14 protein-coding genes and 1 pseudogene are annotated in these 17,890 nt (G+C 44.3%); 12 read left to right on the plus strand and 3 right to left on the minus strand.

Annotation, left to right across the window (positions count from 1 at the left end):
• Nucleotides 1-21 precede the first annotated feature (21 nt).
• Together NSU14_RS05520 and NSU14_RS05525 are read left to right on the plus strand one after the other, a co-directional pair.
• Nucleotides 22-1,107 (plus strand): cyclophilin-like fold protein, encoded by a 1,086-nt coding sequence (locus tag NSU14_RS05520; protein WP_336100991.1) that lies wholly within the window; start codon nt 22-24, stop codon nt 1,105-1,107.
• 115 nt (nt 1,108-1,222) lie between these two features.
• The gene (locus NSU14_RS05525; RefSeq protein WP_336100990.1) at nt 1,223-1,789 is read left to right on the plus strand and encodes a sugar O-acetyltransferase; all 567 of its coding nucleotides are present in this window, start codon (nt 1,223-1,225) and stop codon (nt 1,787-1,789) included.
• 447 nt (nt 1,790-2,236) lie between these two features.
• On the opposite strand, the gene NSU14_RS05530 is transcribed toward NSU14_RS05525, so the two are convergent.
• The gene (locus NSU14_RS05530) at nt 2,237-2,332 is read right to left on the minus strand and encodes a TetR family transcriptional regulator (RefSeq protein ID WP_340948891.1); all 96 of its coding nucleotides are present in this window, start codon (nt 2,330-2,332) and stop codon (nt 2,237-2,239) included.
• A 350-nt stretch (nt 2,333-2,682) separates the two neighbouring features.
• Between NSU14_RS05530 and NSU14_RS05535 the strand changes: the two genes are divergently transcribed.
• On the plus strand, nt 2,683-5,061 hold the full coding sequence (locus NSU14_RS05535; RefSeq protein WP_336100989.1) for an alpha-L-arabinofuranosidase C-terminal domain-containing protein: 2,379 nt from the start codon (nt 2,683-2,685) through the stop codon (nt 5,059-5,061).
• A 611-nt stretch (nt 5,062-5,672) separates the two neighbouring features.
• On the opposite strand, the gene NSU14_RS05540 is transcribed toward NSU14_RS05535, so the two are convergent.
• The gene (locus tag NSU14_RS05540) at nt 5,673-6,566 is read right to left on the minus strand and encodes a LysR family transcriptional regulator (protein ID WP_336100988.1); all 894 of its coding nucleotides are present in this window, start codon (nt 6,564-6,566) and stop codon (nt 5,673-5,675) included.
• 224 nt (nt 6,567-6,790) lie between these two features.
• Between NSU14_RS05540 and NSU14_RS05545 the strand changes: the two genes are divergently transcribed.
• From NSU14_RS05545 to NSU14_RS05570, 6 genes and pseudogenes are all read left to right on the plus strand, one after another.
• On the plus strand, nt 6,791-7,177 hold the full coding sequence (locus tag NSU14_RS05545; protein WP_336100987.1) for a DUF2255 family protein: 387 nt from the start codon (nt 6,791-6,793) through the stop codon (nt 7,175-7,177).
• A 70-nt stretch (nt 7,178-7,247) separates the two neighbouring features.
• Nucleotides 7,248-7,989 (plus strand): annotated as a pseudogene (locus tag NSU14_RS05550) (SDR family oxidoreductase).
• Nucleotides 7,990-8,049: 60 nt separating this feature from the next.
• Nucleotides 8,050-8,586: a cyclophilin-like fold protein gene (locus NSU14_RS05555; protein WP_336100985.1), complete on the plus strand. Its 537-nt coding sequence runs from the start codon at nt 8,050-8,052 to the stop codon at nt 8,584-8,586.
• Between the two features lie 84 nt (nt 8,587-8,670).
• On the plus strand, nt 8,671-9,690 hold the full coding sequence (locus NSU14_RS05560) for an SDR family NAD(P)-dependent oxidoreductase (protein ID WP_336100983.1): 1,020 nt from the start codon (nt 8,671-8,673) through the stop codon (nt 9,688-9,690).
• A 175-nt stretch (nt 9,691-9,865) separates the two neighbouring features.
• Nucleotides 9,866-10,714 (plus strand): SDR family NAD(P)-dependent oxidoreductase, encoded by an 849-nt coding sequence (locus NSU14_RS05565; protein ID WP_336100981.1) that lies wholly within the window; start codon nt 9,866-9,868, stop codon nt 10,712-10,714.
• The gene (locus tag NSU14_RS05570) at nt 10,704-11,882 is read left to right on the plus strand and encodes an MFS transporter (RefSeq protein ID WP_336100980.1); all 1,179 of its coding nucleotides are present in this window, start codon (nt 10,704-10,706) and stop codon (nt 11,880-11,882) included. Before NSU14_RS05565 ends, NSU14_RS05570 begins: the two co-directional genes overlap by 11 nt.
• Nucleotides 11,883-11,945: 63 nt before the next feature.
• Here the strand turns inward: NSU14_RS05570 and NSU14_RS35930 are convergent, their stop codons facing one another.
• On the minus strand, nt 11,946-12,146 hold the full coding sequence (locus NSU14_RS35930) for a TetR-like C-terminal domain-containing protein (protein ID WP_418793862.1): 201 nt from the start codon (nt 12,144-12,146) through the stop codon (nt 11,946-11,948).
• Between the two features lie 1,012 nt (nt 12,147-13,158).
• Between NSU14_RS35930 and licT the strand changes: the two genes are divergently transcribed.
• The 3 genes from licT to NSU14_RS05590 all read left to right on the plus strand — a co-directional run bounded on the left by licT (nt 13,159) and on the right by NSU14_RS05590 (nt 17,580).
• Complete coding sequence (gene licT / locus NSU14_RS05580) at nt 13,159-14,013, plus strand: BglG family transcription antiterminator LicT (protein ID WP_336100976.1); 855 nt, start codon at nt 13,159-13,161, stop codon at nt 14,011-14,013.
• A gap of 151 nt (nt 14,014-14,164) precedes the next feature.
• On the plus strand, nt 14,165-16,027 hold the full coding sequence (locus tag NSU14_RS05585) for a beta-glucoside-specific PTS transporter subunit IIABC (protein WP_336100975.1): 1,863 nt from the start codon (nt 14,165-14,167) through the stop codon (nt 16,025-16,027).
• Between the two features lie 35 nt (nt 16,028-16,062).
• Nucleotides 16,063-17,580 carry a glycoside hydrolase family 43 protein gene (locus NSU14_RS05590; protein ID WP_336100974.1) on the plus strand — a complete coding sequence of 506 codons (1,518 nt, stop codon included), beginning with the start codon at nt 16,063-16,065 and terminating at the stop codon, nt 17,578-17,580.
• The last annotated feature ends 310 nt before the right edge of the window (nt 17,581-17,890 follow it).

Below are 17,890 nucleotides of genomic sequence, written 5' to 3' on the forward strand. Positions count from 1 at the left end.
CTAGAGACAGGAGATGATTTTGTGAGGAAAAATCAAGTATCAAGGCTGATTAGTTTGCTGTTGGGACTTGTTCTGACTATTTGTACGGCGAATCCTGCTTTTGCGGCAGATTATAATGATGTATCGGACAACGCTTGGTATCGCAGCGCGGTAGAATTTGTGACTGAGAAAAATTTGATGGCCGGCACCGGAAAAGGGGATTTCGAGCCGGAAACGCCGATGAGCCGGGCAATGCTTGTCACAGTGCTGCACCGCATCGGAGGTTCTCCGGCAGTAGCGGGCAACGGTGGTTTTTCCGATGTTCCGGGTGGCAGCTACTACGCTTCGGCTGTGGCCTGGGCGCAAGCCAACCGGATTGTTACCGGTACGGGCGTGGGGAGATTTTCACCGCATAGCTTGATTACCCGTGAGCAATTCGCAACGATCCTGTACCGTTACGCCGAAGCGAAGAGTTATGACATCTCTGCGTATACCACTTTGGATGGTTATACCGATGCATCAGAGGTCAGCGCTTATGCGAAGCCAGCCTTGCAGTGGATGGTGGGCATACAGAATATACAGGGTAGCGGCGGCAAGATGTTGCCCGCAGGCTCTGCAACCCGGGCCCAGGCTGCAACCATGCTGACGCGGTTTTTAGCAAACCTGCCAATAGAAGAATCTGCCGAACCGACACCGACTGCTCCGGCACAATCCACAGCACCTGGACAGCTGGCCGTTACTGCTCCGGTACAATCCGAGGAGGGTAAAATGAGCACCATGAATATTACTGTCGGGAATAGGACTTTTAAAGCAAAGATGTATGATAATGAAACAACACGGGCATTGATTACACAGATGCCGATGACCGTGAACATGTCAGAATTGAATGGTCAAGAGAAATACTATCATTTTCCAAGTGGTTTGCCTGTTGAATCAACAGAAGCACCGGCAACCATTCATGCAGGAGAAATCATGGTGTGGTCCTCCAACAGCCTGGTGCTTTTCTACAATACGTTTTCCAATTCATATGGTGGATACACTAAACTCGGATATATTGAAGACATCTCCGGACTCACAGCAGCACTTGGGACGGGGGCTGTTCAAGTTACATTTTCCATCAATGACTAATACAGAAGGAGGGGAAGAATGATATGTTTCCCGTAATGTCTGAAGTATTAGCATAGTTGCTACTCTAATGGGCAAAATCAATCTTAAATACTTTATATGGAAAGGAGTATGTCAAATGAATCCGAAAGACATTCTTGGGCGAGATAAAAATGGCGAGTTAATTTCTTTGAATGATCCGGAGTATTATAAAATTCGCGATCTTATTGTTGAAGCACAGAAAATTACAATGGAATTAAACAACTCATACCATGAAGCGGAAGAAGTCAGGACATTATTTTCGAGGTTAACGGGAGCAGAGGTTGATGCTTCGTTTGGACTTCTTCCCCCTTTTTACACGGATTTCGGCAAAAATATCAGAGTTGGGAAAAATGTGTTTATCAATCACGCTTGTACCTTTATGGACAGAGGCGGTATAACCATCGGAGATAACGTATTAGTTGGGCCTAAAGTTAACCTGATTACAATTAACCACCCATTGGATCCAGCTAAAAGACAATCCACAATATCTACTCCTATTGTTATCAAGAAGAACGCTTGGCTGGGAGCAGGCGCGATGATCATGCCAGGTGTTACGATTGGAGAAAATTCTATCGTATCCGCTGGTGCAGTTGTCACCAAGGATGTTCCACCCAATACGGTTGCAGCAGGTGTTCCTGCGAAAATTATAAAGAAGATTGAATAAAATGAGAGGTTCTACCTGGGAGCCGTACAAACGGGCGGCGTAATCAGACGCGTTGGCGTTCCGCAACCCTTACAGGAGGTCCAGCTCCGATTCGCGCCTATATGGAGAAGTTACTTCCGGATATCCTGAACGGAACGGATGAGCCGGGCCGGGTTTTTGACTTGATGACTGATCTGGATGGCGTTCCGGAAGGCTATATTGTGTAAACTCTCAAACCCAATGAAACTCCCTGCAGCAAGCTGCGGGGAGTTTCATTGGGTTTGTTAAACGACAATAAGGGGGTGAAATCAAGGATGGTGAAAATCCGGGGAATTATATAGCACTGGTAGTTGGTGCTACTCGAAGTGCGGGTCGATCGATTGCAATTGAACTCGTCCGAGCCGGAGCCTTTGTTAATGTCATAGGGAGAAAAGATAATTACGCTCAAAATATTTGAAATAATCCATATTAGCATCTCTCCATGTAATGAAGATATATGGTTGCACGGTCAACATTTGCCCTGTCGGAAATATCCTGTAAGGTAATGCCATCAAAATTTTTCAGACATCAGTCCAATAACGCTTTTTTAATCGCTTCTTGAGATCAGCACTTATTGATCATTTGTACAATAATCGACAAATAACGTTAATTTAACGATTGCAAGCAGCTTGTTTCTATTTATTATTATACATATGTTGTCGCCTAATCGATCAATAAAGATTATATGCAAGGGAGATAGAAATGGTCGTAAATGATGAACTATGCATATCCGCAAGAGTGTATCGATTCTTGGAACAAAGTAACCGTGTCCGGATATTTGCACAAAACAGCGTGGAAGTAGGAGCTTTAAGGTATGGGAATTTAATGCCAACTCTTTAATGTACATTAGCATAAGTGAGGAAGGTTGAGTAACAATGAGTTCATCTGCGAAAATAACAATTCATGCCGGTCATAAGCGATTCCCCGTAAGTAGAAACTTATACGGCCTGTTCTTCGAGGAAATTAATCGATCTGGGGATGGAGGATTATATGCGGAACTGATCCGCAACCGTTCGTTCGAAGATACTTTGATACCTGAACGGTGCCATGTCGATGGTTGTACATTACACACACCTGCTGGATGGAGTGCCCCGTTTGAACATTTGGGCCTGATTCCGGGATGGGATTTGTTCTGTCCTGACGGTACGGATGCAGAGATGGCACTCGACGAGTCAAAACCCTTAAATTCCGCGAATCCTATGTCCCTACGAATAGATATTGTGAACGCTGCGGGGGGACCTGTGGCTGTGACGAATAACGGCTTTTGGGGAATTCCCGTTCAAGCCGGCTGTAGATATGAATTATCCTTCTTTGCAAGAAAAAGCCTTGAATTCGATGGAGTGCTGGAGATTACCCTAAAAGATACTTCTCAATCCTCCGTATACTCGATGCAAAAGATGCAAATCGATTCGTCAGAATGGCAGAAATATGAGTTGTTGATTGAGAGCAACAGCACGGATCCCAACGCAATACTTATCATTTCCGCAAAAGGGGAAGGAACGTTCTGGCTCGAGTTCGTTTCCTTGTTCCCGAAAGATACGTTCAAAGGCCGTAAGAATGGTCTACGAACCGACCTTGTAAACATGCTGCAAGGGCTCAGTCCGAGTTTCCTTCGCTTCCCTGGAGGTTGCTTTGTTGAAGGGTTTTCGATCGAGACTGCGTACAGATGGAAAAAAACGGTCGGCGACCCGACTGAACGGATTTCCCATTGGACACTTTGGAATTACCGCACCACCAATGGACTTGGGTTCCATGAGTATTTGCAAATGGCTGAAGACATGGGGATGGAGCTGATGTTCGTCGTCAATTGCGGATTAACTTGCCAAGGAAGGCCTGGTGAGCTCGTGTCGATGGATGAACTTGAGGAATGGGTGCAGGACATGCTGGATGCAGTTGAATATGCGAATGGCCCGGTAACGAGCAAGTGGGGCGCCATGCGGGCGGAGAACGGTCACCCGGAGCCGTTCGGACTGAAGTATATTGAAATCGGAAACGAAAATTTTGGCCCGGAGTATAATGTGCGTTACAAAGTATTCTACGATGCCCTTAAATCTGCTTACCCGGATATTATTACGATTTGGAACACGCACTGGGAAGTAGGAACGGAGACCAAGGGGTTGCCTGTTGAAATCGTAGACGAACACTTTTACGCTGATAATGAGTTTTATCAGTTATATCATGACATGTACGATCATTATGACCGCAGCGGCCCGAAAATTTATGTAGGCGAATATGCAATGACCGTGAACAATCAAAATGGAACATTGCAAGGCGCGTTAAGTGAAGCGGCATTCATGGTGGGGATGGAGCGAAATCAGGATTTAGTCGTAATGTCCTCATATGCACCCTTGTTTGCGAATATTCATCATACGGTATGGGAACCGAATTTAATCTATTTTGACGGGACGCGGACGTACGGGACACCTTCCTACTATGTCCAGAAGATGTTCGGCCAGAATAGAGGCGACGTAGTGGTTGATTGTCAGGTAGAAACAGAGTGCTTCTTACCGGAAATTCATGGGGGGCTTGGAGTGAGTCTGAGTCAGCTCGGACAGGTCGAGGGCATCTCGGTCATTTCCGGAAAAGATACGTTACTGCTGTTAGATGAGCTTACAAGCAATTCGCTTTCCTGCGAAGTTACCGAAGATGCTCTTTGGATCGGCAAGGCTTATTGGCAAACTTATGAAGTGAAATTGAACGTAACGACGGGCGAAGCCGGGTTTAAACTGCGCTTTCTCGATCGACACAAGAAGGGGAACGAACAAAACTATTTCTTGTGGGAGTTAGACCCCGACGGAGAAAGCCGACTCGTTCGCATTGTTGGGTGGTCGCGTGTGAAACTCGCTCCGAATGCAAAGGTAGACTTCTCGCCCGGAAAGACAAGACAGTTGCACATTGTTGTGGAAGCTAAAAGTATCAGATGTTTCATTGACGGGCAACTCATACACGAGCATGCTTACGGTGCCATTCCTTTCATGACTGCGGTGACGACTCTTGACGAATCTGCGAACGAGCTCATCGTGAAGTTGGTCAATCCATCGCCGTTCGATATTTACACAGAACTAGAGGTAAAAGGGGCGGCGATGGAACGTATCGTAGGCGAGCAATGTATTTTAACCGCCGACGAGCCGGATGCGTTCAATTCGATGGAACAGCCTGCGCGCGTTTTACCGGTTTCTTTGCCGCTCGAGTTGGATGGAAGTCTGTATAATGTTCCTGCGCGCGCTGTAGTGATCTTGAAAATAAAGTTATAGCAATTACGAACAACCAAAACCGTCATTGCAGTTGAACAAGAGGAATGGAACGAAGACAAAAGTCTCCGTGATCGATTTATCCGTGGAAAGCGCTCCCCTCCCAAATGAAGGCGCACCGGCTGAATATTGGCAACTGGATAAGTATGGGTTGATTAGTGAAAGTTCTTATCCCGGTATTGGCCTGCCTAGAAGTGATAATCTGCTGCTGGCGTTCCAGTGTTGGTGTGTGTGAGAGGGGATGTATAAACATGGATTTTCAAAAAGCTTTATCAAGCTAAAGGACACACAAGGGGCTAAGTTCTTGTCCTCCAACAACAATGAAATAAAGTCGGTGGACAAGAACATAATCCCATAAGTGCCTGCGCCCAGCGCGGGTTTTCTGTTTTAAGGGACAAGAACAAGGTACTATTGCTGATTGTTGCCATATCTGAAGCAGATTGCTTCGCGCCACTTCTAATCCAATTTAGCAGCTACACTGTAGATAGTACGAGGATATCGCGACGAGAAGAAGTCGAGGACAACCTACCAATGTATCAGTTCTCAGATAACTAACTTCAGTTGAACGGCAGGATAGCTGAAAAAAAGGGGGTTATTCAGGCTGTTTGTTAGTTTTATATGCTGAATTTTCCCTGAATTTCTTTTAAAAACATTTCGGCAACTGCCGAAAAGACCTGATGCTTTTTCCATACCATATTTAAGCCGGATTCAAGTCTTGGCTCCAGGGGTCTAAAGCAAAGGTTACTATCACTAGACGTATTCACGATTTTATCAAGAGTTATTGCATAACCAATGCTTTCTTCAACCATAATGGCAGCGTTATATGCAAGATTGTAGGTAGCCACGACATTTAATCTATCAAAGTCTTCACCAAACCAATCCGCAAATTCATTTTTAGAGAATGTCTGCTTCATAGCCTGTCGTGAACAAATAAGCGGAACTTTAATTAAATCTGCCGTTCTAATGGTGTCTCTGCAAGCAAGAGGGCTGTCTTTCCTCATAACAACGCCCCAAATATTTTTGGCGGGAATGTTAACATAATTATATTTTGATACATCAGCCGGTTGTATTAAAATACCAAAATCAAGCAATCCTTTGTCAAGTTGTGCAGTTACATCATCTTCGTTTCCGCTGTAAAGATGATACCGGATATTTGGATATCTTAACTGTAAGTCTCTTGCTACCCGTGCAATCAGTTTCATGGCGTCCGTTTCCCCACCGCCTATATAAATATCACCACTTATTGTTTCTTCCATGGATTTAAATTCCGCTTCTATTTTATCGACCATATCAACAATTTCTTCCGCTCTCTTTCTTAGTAGCATTCCTTCATCTGTGAGAATGACACTGTGACTACTGCGGATAAATAGTTTTTTTCCTAACTCTTGTTCAAGATCTTTTAATTGTCTTGACAAAGTTGGCTGTGTAAGATGCAAAAAATCAGCAGCACCCGTAATGCTTCCTTCTCTTGCAACAGTAAGAAAATAACGCAAAACTCTAACTTCCATCTGTACTCCTCCTTTATGAATACTTTACACAATTATGAAATGCCCATCAAGCATATCATGGTATAAGATATAAGTATTATCTATGCACAAAAAAACACGTTAAAATAAAAAGTAAAGGTAATAGGTTTGCTAATTTCGCAGAAAATTCGATGTGGCGAATGTATCTTATAAAAGGAGTATTAGCCATTCTGTATCAATGGCCCGTTTAAAGGAGGATGTAATTTATGGACACATGGTCGAAAGAAGTACTAGAGAAGATTTCTAAAGCTGATGACCTGCATATTTCCCCGTTCCGAGAAGACGGAATAACCTACGGCACCCCGACTTGGATTTGGTCCGTCGTGGTTGACGGCTCAGTTTATGTACGCGCCTACTACGGACAGAACTCCCGTTGGTACCAGGCAGTACTACGACAGAGGGCGGGGCGAATCACTGTGGCTGGCATGACGAAGGATGTCTCTTTTGAACCGATCAAGGGGGAGATCAATGATCACATCGACAATGCGTACCGCGCGAAATACACCGGCGACGCATACCTAAACTCGATGATCAGCTCGCGAGCTCGTTCTGCGACAGTCAAAGTAGAGCCGCGCAAATCTAATTCTGATTAGAACGTGGGTTCGTGGGAATTCCTAATATATATGAATCCAATTGCACGTAGAAAGGAACTGTGAATCTCCTATGTCAAATATTCAAGGGAAAGTTGTCGTTATATTAGGCGCATCAAGTGGGATTGGTGAAGCAACGACCAAGAAACTTGCGGAAGAGGGATCAAAATTAGTCATTGCAGCTCGCCGTGAAGATCGCTTGAAGGCTCTTGTTGAAGCATTGCCGGACGCTGAAATTTCATATGCTGTTGCTGATGTAACAAAAAAAAGAAGTTCAAGCAGTTGTTGATTTGGCAGTCAAAAAATATGGTCGCGTAGATGTGCTATATAATAACGCTGGGATTATGCCAACTGCGTCTCTTTCGGAAGCACGCTTTGATGAATGGCGACAAGTGGTAGATCTCAATATCATGGGTGTATTAAATGGCATTGCTGCGGTATTACCTATTATGAAAAAACAGCAATCCGGTCAAATTATTGCGACTGACTCTATTTTAGGACACGTCGTGAGTCCTGGTTATGCTGTTTACTGTGGAACAAAATTTGCTGTGCGGGCGATCATGGAGGGGCTTCGCCAAGAGGAAAGAGAGAATAATATTCGTTCAACTATTATATCTCCCGGAATGGTGGATACGGAACTTTACACAACGGTCAACGACCCCGCAACTAGCAAGTGGATACAAGAGAACGCGAAAATACCAGGTGTGGGATTGAAACCGAGTGACATTGCCGAAGCGGTAGCATATGCGATTAGCACACCGGATACTGTTGCTGTAAGTGAAATAATGATTCGCCCAACAAAGCAAGTTATTTAATCGCTGCGGGGAATTAAACCCGTAGCGATTAAAATGGTAGAGGAGCCATTGAGAAAAAACATGAAACGCAACAGTGTTATAACCATATTTATAGCTTGCGCAATACTTATCACAGGATGCTTTTACTTTATTTATCAGCAACGAAATTCATCAGAACTTCCTCAAGAATCTGATAATAATCAAACTTCAGAAGTTGAACAAAACCCAGAAGAAATTCCGATTTCTTCTGAAACTGAAAACTCGGCTACACTTCGAATCGTGGTAGGCAATCAAACACTTACCGCTGTCTTATGGGACAATCCTGCTTCAGAGTCACTCCTTGTACAGTTGCCACTAACACTAGAGTTTGAAGACTATGGAGGTCGTGAGCTTATCGCAGAACCACCACAATTGATTACAATGGATGGTATGCCTGAACGAGATTCACCAAAAGCTGGAGATTTGAGTTACTATGCACCGAGCAATGCACTCTCACTAACATATACTGATCTTGGAGAATGGGCGGGTGCTGTACGATTAGGACGGATTGAGGGTGACTTATCTATTTTGAGAGGTAATACTGAATCAGTAATGGTGACAATAGAACGAGTAGAATAGATTTTTCAAAAAAATAAAATCCAAGTGAAATAAGGGAAGTGAAACTAGAATAAAGAATTTTAGTGAATATATGGAGGCAAAATAATGAGATATAAACGATTAATAGCAGGATTGGTTGTTGTGATTGTTGGAGGACTACTTATAAATACACTTATTCAATCTAATCAGCCTAATCAAAATCCTAGCGTAACTGTAAATAATGAAACTCCTGATAACGGAGATAGTGAAAATAACAGCAGCCAAAATGAAGGGACTGAAGGGAGATTCGGTTTGGGAACATACAATACAGAAGAAGTGGTTGAAGAACTTCTATATATAGAAGAAAACACCGAACCAGTTGATAAAGCCTATCGAAAGAAAATTTTTATTACTGGATCAACAGGTGGGTTAGGAGAACTGGCTGCTAAGTATCTTATAGAGAGAGGTCATGAGGTTGTCGTTCATGCTCGAAATGAAAGTCGTGCAGAAGATGTTCGAAGAGACTTACCAGAAGCACTTGGTGTAGTTATTGGGGATTTCTCTGACCTAGAACAAACAAGGCAGTTGGCGGATCAAATTAATGCATTTGGTACGTTCGATGTCATTATTCATAATGCAGGTGTATACGGTGCTCCATCAGAAGAAATGTTAAATGTTAATTCTCTATCCCCGTATATTCTGACTAGTTTAGTAAATAAACCACAGCATCTGATTTACATTTCGTCAGATCAACATTTAGGAGGAAACCTTAAAGTTGAAGAAATCGTAAATGATGCCCCTAATATTAACTACAATGATACTAAACTTCAAATTCTCACTTTAGCAATGACCGTATCTCGTTATTGGCCAGACATTCAAGTGAATGCAATTCAACCAGGATGGGTTCCGACTTTAATGGGATTCCATAATGGTAATACTACTACACCTGATGACTTACGTGCTGGATACATGACTTATGTTTGGCTGGCTGAAGGTATCGAAGAAGGCACGGATGTTACAGGAAAATACTTTTTTCAAAGTAAGGAAGATCCAAGGGTTAATTCAGTTATTTATGATGCAACTGCTCAGGATCAGTTAATTGAAGCATATGAAACTAAGACAGGAACTTCTTTCCCAAGAGATTAAATAGTTAGTTTAGTCTCATTTCGTGCGTTCCTCTCATTTGCTTTAACACACCCAGAAAAACAGTTCCGATCACCGTTATAGGCGGGACATCGGCGACGATCCGGGTTTTGCCTCGGAGCAGCCGATAATCGGCGTAATTTAAATATATTCATCACATGATTGGAGGCTGGAGGGAATGAATTACATGAATACAACAAAGGTTTGGTTTATCACGGGAGCAGGTCGAGGTATGGGTGCCCATTTCGTGAAAGCAGCTTTAAACGCCGGGCACAAGGTTGTGGCTACCGGCCGTAATCCGGATGCGGTGACTAAGGCAATCGGCGAAGCCGAGAATCTATTGGTCGTCCAATTGGACGTTACCCGACCTGCCGATGCAGAGTCTGCAGTCAAGGCGGCAATCGACCGGTTCGGGACTGTCGATGTGCTGGTCAATAATGCCGCACACTTCTATGGAGGCTTCTTCGAGGAACTGACCCCGGACCAAATCGAAGATCAGCTACAGGTGGCTTTGATTGGCCCGATGAACGTTACCCGGGCGGTGTTACCTGGAATGCGCAAGCAGCGTTCCGGCCATATCATCTCGATTTCTTCGGGCGCCGGCATTTCCGGATTCGAATTTAATTCCGCCTATTGTGCTTCGAAATTTGCGCTTGAGGGGTGGATGGAGTCGTTAGCGCCTGAAACAGCTCCATTCAGCATTCATACGACCATTGTCAACCCGGGATTTTTCCGTACGGAACTTCTTACAGAGTCGTCGTCGACTTACGCCAAACCGTCGATCGAGGACTACGCTGACGGCAGGGCTAGCTACATGACATTTTTTAAAAGCCAGAACGGGCAACAGTCCGGCGACCCGAACAAGCTCGCCAAAGCACTCCTCATGATTACAAGCGAAGTTAAGCCGCCGCGACGCTTTATTGCAGGCGCCGACGCGATCGGCATTGCAGAGCAGAAGATTGCCGACCTCCGGTCGCAGATCGATGCCTACCGTGATCTCTCGACGTCTATGGCCTATGAAGACTAATCGAAATCATTTAATTGTCTATATATTGACTTTGGGTGTATTCGGTATCTTGAATACCGAGATGGGCGTGATTGGAATCTTGCCGTTGATTGCGGAACACTACCAGGTCAGCATCTCCACCGCAGGGCTCCTCGTGAGTCTATTTGCGCTTGCGGTTGCCATATCCGGTCCCATTTTGCCTTTGTTGTTTTCACGAATGAACCGCAAGCATGTCATGTTGCTTGTGCTTGGTATTTTTATTGTGGGCAGCCTTGTCTCCGTCTTTACAACAAACTTTACCGTATTATTGATTGTTCGTGTCGTCCCAGCTTTTTTCCATCCTGTTTATTGTTCATTGGCATTTACCGTCGCGGCGGCGTGGGTCCGCAAGGAAGAAGCTTCGAAGGCAGTGGCCAAAGTATTCATTGGCGTGTCTGCAGGGATGGTGCTTGGCGTACCGGTCTCGAGCTTGATTGGCACCTACACTTCGCTTGCCTATGCGATGTTGTTCTTTGCTGCCGTAACGACAGTCGCATTCGTCGCGACCCTCCTGTTCGTACCATCAATGCCTGTTGCAGAAAGGCTCTCTTATGGCACTCAATTGCGTATATTAAGAAGATCCGTTACCTGGCTTTCCATTGCAGGTGTCATCTTCATGAACGGAGCTGTATTCGGAGTGTACAGTTACCTTGCTGAGTATCTGAAAACCGTGACGAATTATGCCTGGAACACAATCAGTTTGATGTTATTCCTATACGGTTCAGCCAATATTGTTGGAAACATGATTGCAGGGAAGCTGCTTGCTAATCATGCATTAAGAACGGTAAAATCTTATCCATTTGCAATGGGAGCAGTTTACATCATGCTTTTTCTCATGGGACAGTTCAGCGTACCGATGGCCTTTATTATTTTGATGTGGGGATTCTTGGGCGGCATAGGAGGCAACATCACTCAATATTGGATTGTGTCTGCAGCGCCGGAGGCTCCCGAATTCGCGAACGGCGTCTTTCTGACATCTGCCAACTTGGGTACAACGATTGGCGCAGCTGTATGCGGAATATTCGTATCGGGAATAAGTACGCAATACGTCGTAATGGGGGGGATTTTGTTCTTAGTATTAAGCATAGCAACGATATATCCAAGGGTTTATTTGTACAGACGAATGGAGGATTCCAATGTTGTAGGATAATCAAATAGCTCTTAGGTAATCCCTTACCTTCTTGTCATTCATATTATCACAGGTGATTCGGATTCATGCCCTAACTAGCCTAATCATGGTTGGACAAGGAGTGGGATGAGCGTAATAGCCCTCTAGGTCCGAGTCCAACGGCAGAAACATTCCCACTTGATTTGCCATGACATGAGGTGGATAAGGCATACCTTTCCTTATCCACCATTCCACTATCCCTACAAAAGCTGTTCCTATAAAGCAACCCATAACATCTTCATTCAATCCGTGATTTCTTTCTTCATTTATATTTACTCCATTTCACATGCATATTCGTTGATTATCAATGTAATGAAGATATATAGTTGCACGGTTAAAATTCGCCCTGTTAGGCTCACAATATTTTCTTAAATAATCAACACTTACTGATGATTTGTATAATAATCGACAAATATCGTTAATTTAACGATTGCAATTAGCTTGATTCTATATAATATTATATACATATGTCGCCTAAACGATCAATATCGATTATATACCGAAAAGATGGAATTGGGAGAAGCCCACATATTATGTTCAAAATTTTTAGTTTTACACGAAAGTAACGTGTTAGCTCTTTACGATCGATTTGGCATCTAATCTTTTCGTCTGGGTAGCAGAATGTAGTTTGGCTGCTTACAGAAAACGGGGAGGTGGTTATTTATAAATGACAAAGTATCCAATTATCATCAGGGAAAACGATAAGTTGCACAGCAAACGGGCGATTAGACATATTGAGATGGGATTCATACACGAGGGAAACAGAGTTACTCGCATTCATACGGTTTGGAAATTGGAACATGGCCCTATCATGGTTCATGAATATACCACAAATAACCAACCTTCGAGCACTATATGCTTTTTCGATACCATTGATGATTACATCGAAGTATTTGAAGATGTTGATTGGATTATGGGAGCTCCCTTGATAATGTAATAGAGGAACTCGTTACCAAGAGTCCTGGAAGGATACAACCATTCAACAATAAATAGAATTCCATCAGCCACAGGTATCATGGTTTAGTCTGTTCGATTCCGTCTTGCAATTAAGCATTTCTCGTTTCGTTTCAAAACAATCACGTGCTAAAATATTGTACTTTTTTTAAGTTGAAAACGATTTACTTTTTTGTTATACTGACCTCACAACAATTAGGATTGTTACTGTGTGTACAGGCAAAACCTAAATTGAGTCAGAGCATTTAGTTCTGAATCGATTTAGGTTTATTTTTTATTAAATGTTAAAGGGCGAATGTTACGAATGATTATCAAACGGATTTTCAATAATAACGTCGTTTTGGTGGAAAAAGAAAACCGCACTGAGATGGTAATCATGGGCAAAGGAGTTGCTTTTCAGAAAAAAGCAGGCGAAGTTCTCGATGAAACCCTGATCGAAAAAACATTCGTACTTGAGACCAGGGAACTTGCGGCAAAGCTGTCGGAGCTGCTCAGCGAGATTCCCACCAGGTATTTGGAATTGACGGACCAAATTGTAACACTTGCTGAACAGCAACTTCAGCATAAGCTGAGCAATAATATCTACTTAACGTTAACAGATCATATCAGCTACTCTATTACCCGGATCGGCGAAGGGATGCAGATCAAGAATGCCCTGCTCTGGGAAATCCAAAGATTCTACAAAAAGGAATTTGCGGTTGGATTGAAGGCACTTCATATCATTGAATCTGTTACTGGGGTAACGCTACCTGAAGATGAGGCGGGATTTATTGCTCTTCATTTTGTGAATGCAGCTCAGGGCGGTCATGAAATGCAAGAAACAATAGCTGTGACCAAAATTGTCAAGGATGTGTTGAACATCGTCAAATATGATTACGGGATCGAGTTCAACGAGGATTCTTTAAGCTATACGCGATTTGTGACGCACCTGAAATATTTTGTGTACCGGTCCTTGCGCAATGAGTTGTTGCATGAAGAAGAAGACTTCCTATTTGAACAGTTGAAGGGGAAATTCCCTAAGACCTACCATACCACCAGAAAGATCCAAGAATACTTGCATAAAAGCCACCACATCGAGCTTACCAAAGAAGAGATGGTCTACTGTATGCTTCATATCCGGCGGGTCACCAGCCGCGAGGAAGCCAAAACTGAAGAGTAGTCAGGATTGTTACTGCTTAGGCAGGCTAAACCTGATCCAATATTGTCAAAGGGGGATTTCTCTCCGCAGGCAATGTTGGTTCGGGTTTTTTCTATTTCTATAAATGTTCTTATCAAGATGTGCTGTTAATTCTAAAAGAGGAGTGAGTAAGATGAACAATCGTGAATTGGCCAATTATATTCTGGAAAATGTGGGTGGAGAGAAGAATGTGTCTTCCGTAATACACTGTACCACACGACTTCGCTTCAGGTTGAATGATGTCTCCTTAGCGCAAAAGGCAGCGCTGCAAAACACAAAGGAAATTATTAGTGTGGTAGAAAGCGGTGGGGAATTTCAGGTGGTCATTGGCAGCCATGTATCTGAGGTATATAAAGAATTACCGGCTATAGGAGCTGTGAAAGCTTCAGGGGCAAAAGCTGATTCCAACAAAGAAAAATGGAGTGCACGAATATTCGGGATTATCTCTGGCACATTTACTCCACTATTGTCAGCCCTGATTGGATCAGGATTGGTAAAAGCCATGCTGGTCGTATTTACAAGTCTGGGGTGGATGTCTACAGAAAGCGGCGCTTACCATATCTGGTCTGCCGCAGGGAATGCCGTCTTCTATTTCATGCCGGTACTGGTTGCGATTACGCTCGCCCTCAAGTTGGGGGCTAACCCGTATGTCAGCGCGATTATTGGTGTAGCGTTGCTGGAGCCGAACTTTACTGGGCTGCTGTCAGCGCAGGGTCCCGTTGACTTTTTGGGTATTCCTGTTCTGACTGCGGACTACTCAGGCCAAATCTTCCCGGTGTTTATCTCAATTGGCATTTATGCCGCGCTGGAACGGTTCCTGCTAAGAATTGTTCCTAAAAATCTGCAGTTGATTATTGTCCCAACGGTATCCATAGCCATTGTCGTGCCATTGACTGCTCTATTACTTGGGCCATTCGGAGTATATGTCGGGGACGGGATCGCTGCAGGAATTGACTTTCTCATGAATACCAGCGGCTTGCTGACCGGAGCCGTGATCGGGGCAAGCTTCACTTTTCTGGTTGTGCTGGGATTGCACTGGGGTTTGTTCCCGGTAGTAATGGCTGACATCGCTTCCACAGGACATACGAAGATCCTGGTTATGACCGCCGCAGCTAATATGGCGCAGATTGGCATTGCACTGGGGATATACTTGAAAACAAAAAATAAAGAACTCAAACAAGCTTCAGGTCCAGCTGCTCTGGCGGGAATCGTGGCAGGTGTTACTGAACCTATCGTTTACGGGCTCGTCTTGCGTTACAGACGGACAATTCCCATGATTATTATTGCGGGAGCTATCGGCGGTGCCATAAGTGGTGCAGCTAATGTAGAGATGACCGGTTTTGTATTTGCAAATATTTTTTCACTAGGCGCGTTCTCACCGCTCGTTCCATTATTGATTTCTTTTATTGTAACGATTGCCATTTCAGCTATTCTTGTCGTAGTCTTCGGCTATGAGAGCAAAACAGATGCCGCACAGACAGAAGAGCTAGCGGATGCTGCTTCGGCGCTTGTACAACAACCCATTTATACAGAAGCAGAGGAAATTGTGGGCAGTCCATTAAGTGGACAGGTTAAGCCGCTAAGTGCAGTGAATGATGAGGTTTTCTCATCAGGAGCAATGGGTAAAGGGATTGCGGTTGAGCCAGGTGAAGGAAAGATATACTCTCCGGTAGATGGTGTTATCTCAAGAATGTTCCCTACGAAGCACGCTGTTCTAATTACTACAGAAGCAGGGGCTGAGCTCCTAATTCATGTCGGAATTAACACTGTGAAACTGAAAGGTGAGCATTATCAGGCCCATGTTATGGAGAATGCAAGGGTCCAAAAAGGGGACCTGCTGTTGGAATTCGATATAGACAAAATTAAAGCGGCAGGCTTTGAGCTTACGACGCCGATCATTGTAACGAATACGGATCAGTTTATAGATGTAGTTGTTTTAAGCATGAACGAAACTATCCAGCCTGGAGCTGATTTAATGTCGATACTTATAAAATAACCATAGTGGGACACACAAAATGGAGGTGGGCTGGTATGCAATATATGAATCCGGTCATTCCGGGCTTTCACCCTGACCCGAGCATATGTAGAGTAGGTGAAGATTACTATCTGGTGTCCAGTTCCTTTCATTATTTTCCGGGCGTGCCCATCTTCCATAGCCGGGACCTTATTCACTGGCAGCAGATCGGGCATTGTCTGGACCGGAAAGAACAAATCAATCTCGCCCGTATTCCCAGCTCCTATGGAATATTCGCACCTACTCTGCGACACATTAAGGGATATTTCTATATGATTACCACGAATGTAAGAAGAATAGAGGGCGGGAATTTCTACGTACGTGCACTCAAACCTAGTGGTCCCTGGTCTGAACCTGTTTGGCTGGATTGGCCCGGAATTGATCCTTCCCTATTCTGTGATGAAGATGGAAAGGTGTATATTACTGGCACCAATGACTTCGAAGGTGAAGAAGCGGGAATCTATCAGGCGGAAATTGATCTGGAATCAGGCAGATTACTGTCGACTCGCCGTTTAATCTGGAAGGGGACGGGAGGGAAGTCTCCTGAAGGCCCCCACCTCTATGTCATTCAAGGGGAATACTATCTTATGATTTCCGAAGGGGGCACGGAATATGGCCATATGGTAACGATTGCCCGCAGTTCGCAGCCATATGGCCCCTTTGAAGCTGACCCGGAGAATCCCATTCTCAGTCACCGCAGCTTAAGCTGTTCGGTTCAGGCTACAGGACATGCTGATCTTGTACAGGCTCATGATGGAAGCTGGTGGGCTGTGTGTCTAGGGATACGCACAGTGTCAAGGAAGCATCATTTGGGGCGAGAGACCTTTCTCGCACCTGTCCAGTGGTCTGAAGAAGGGTGGCCTGTAATCGGGACGAAAGGCAGTATTGACTTACAGATGGCCGCACCAGCCTTTATGTCCGCCGAATCAGCGATACCTGTTACACGTGAACACTTTTCTGAACAGAAGCTGTCAGACAACTGGAATTTCATACGGAATCCATACTCAGCAGATTGGTCACTTACCGAACGTCCAGGCTGGCTGACACTCAGGGGTTCTCGCTTAACTCTAGATGACCCGGATTCCCCGGCGTTTGTAGGCCGTAGACAGCAGCATATGGAGTGCACTGTTTCGTCTCTGATCGAGTTTGATCCTGCTCTTGAAGGCGATGAAGCAGGCTTGACGGTCATCATGGATGAAAGATTTCACTATGAAATCGCTTTGGCATTTAAGAATGGACGAAAGGTTGTCCTGCTGCGCAGAAGACTCGGAACGCTGTCGAACATCGAAGCGGAAGTAGAATACACAAGTCAGAGTATAATCCTGGAAGTCGAGGCTGATCCGAAACTGTATACCTTTGCCTTCTATGTTCCGAACGGGGAAAGAATAATACTTGGACAAGGGGAATGTGGCTTGCTCTCTAGTGAAGTTGCAGGGGGTTTTACAGGAGTATATTTCGGATTATACGCCACTGGTAACGGCAAGAATGCCGGAAGTCCTGCATACATTGATTGGTTTGATTACAATGCAAGATGACTTTCTATAAGTTAAACAGGATCGGCCTCATCCAGTACCGGTAACGGAAGCAAGTCGTGGACGTACAACAGCGTGACGGCTGAATATGAGCTTAGGCTAATATTTAATAAAAGTTATGTTGAAAATTCTACGTGTTATAATACCCGTATGGGTATATCCGTATTTTGCGAAATAGGGGGAACGCGAGGGAAACAGAGTTACTCGCATTCATACGGTTTGGAAATTGGAACATGGTCCTATCATGGTCCATGAATATACCACAAATAACCAACCTTCGAGCACTATATGCTTTTTCGATACCTTTGATGAT

It is taken from the genome of Paenibacillus sp. FSL R10-2771, from assembly GCF_038000205.1.
Classification (GTDB): domain Bacteria; phylum Bacillota; class Bacilli; order Paenibacillales; family Paenibacillaceae; genus Paenibacillus_AQ; species Paenibacillus_AQ phytohabitans.

Coding starts and splice junctions, on each gene's coding strand:
- NSU14_RS05555 (WP_336100985.1), top strand. CDS start 8,050: ATGAAACGCAACAGTGTTATAACCATATTTATAGCTTGCGCAATACTT.
- NSU14_RS05585 (WP_336100975.1), top strand. CDS start 14,165: ATGAACAATCGTGAATTGGCCAATTATATTCTGGAAAATGTGGGTGGA.
- NSU14_RS05535 (WP_336100989.1), top strand. CDS start 2,683: ATGAGTTCATCTGCGAAAATAACAATTCATGCCGGTCATAAGCGATTC.
- NSU14_RS05565 (WP_336100981.1), top strand. CDS start 9,866: ATGAATTACATGAATACAACAAAGGTTTGGTTTATCACGGGAGCAGGT.
- NSU14_RS05570 (WP_336100980.1), top strand. CDS start 10,704: ATGAAGACTAATCGAAATCATTTAATTGTCTATATATTGACTTTGGGT.
- NSU14_RS05560 (WP_336100983.1), top strand. CDS start 8,671: ATGAGATATAAACGATTAATAGCAGGATTGGTTGTTGTGATTGTTGGA.
- NSU14_RS05590 (WP_336100974.1), top strand. CDS start 16,063: ATGCAATATATGAATCCGGTCATTCCGGGCTTTCACCCTGACCCGAGC.
- NSU14_RS05540 (WP_336100988.1), bottom strand. CDS start 6,566: ATGGAAGTTAGAGTTTTGCGTTATTTTCTTACTGTTGCAAGAGAAGGA.
- NSU14_RS05545 (WP_336100987.1), top strand. CDS start 6,791: ATGGACACATGGTCGAAAGAAGTACTAGAGAAGATTTCTAAAGCTGAT.
- licT (WP_336100976.1), top strand. CDS start 13,159: ATGATTATCAAACGGATTTTCAATAATAACGTCGTTTTGGTGGAAAAA.
- NSU14_RS05525 (WP_336100990.1), top strand. CDS start 1,223: ATGAATCCGAAAGACATTCTTGGGCGAGATAAAAATGGCGAGTTAATT.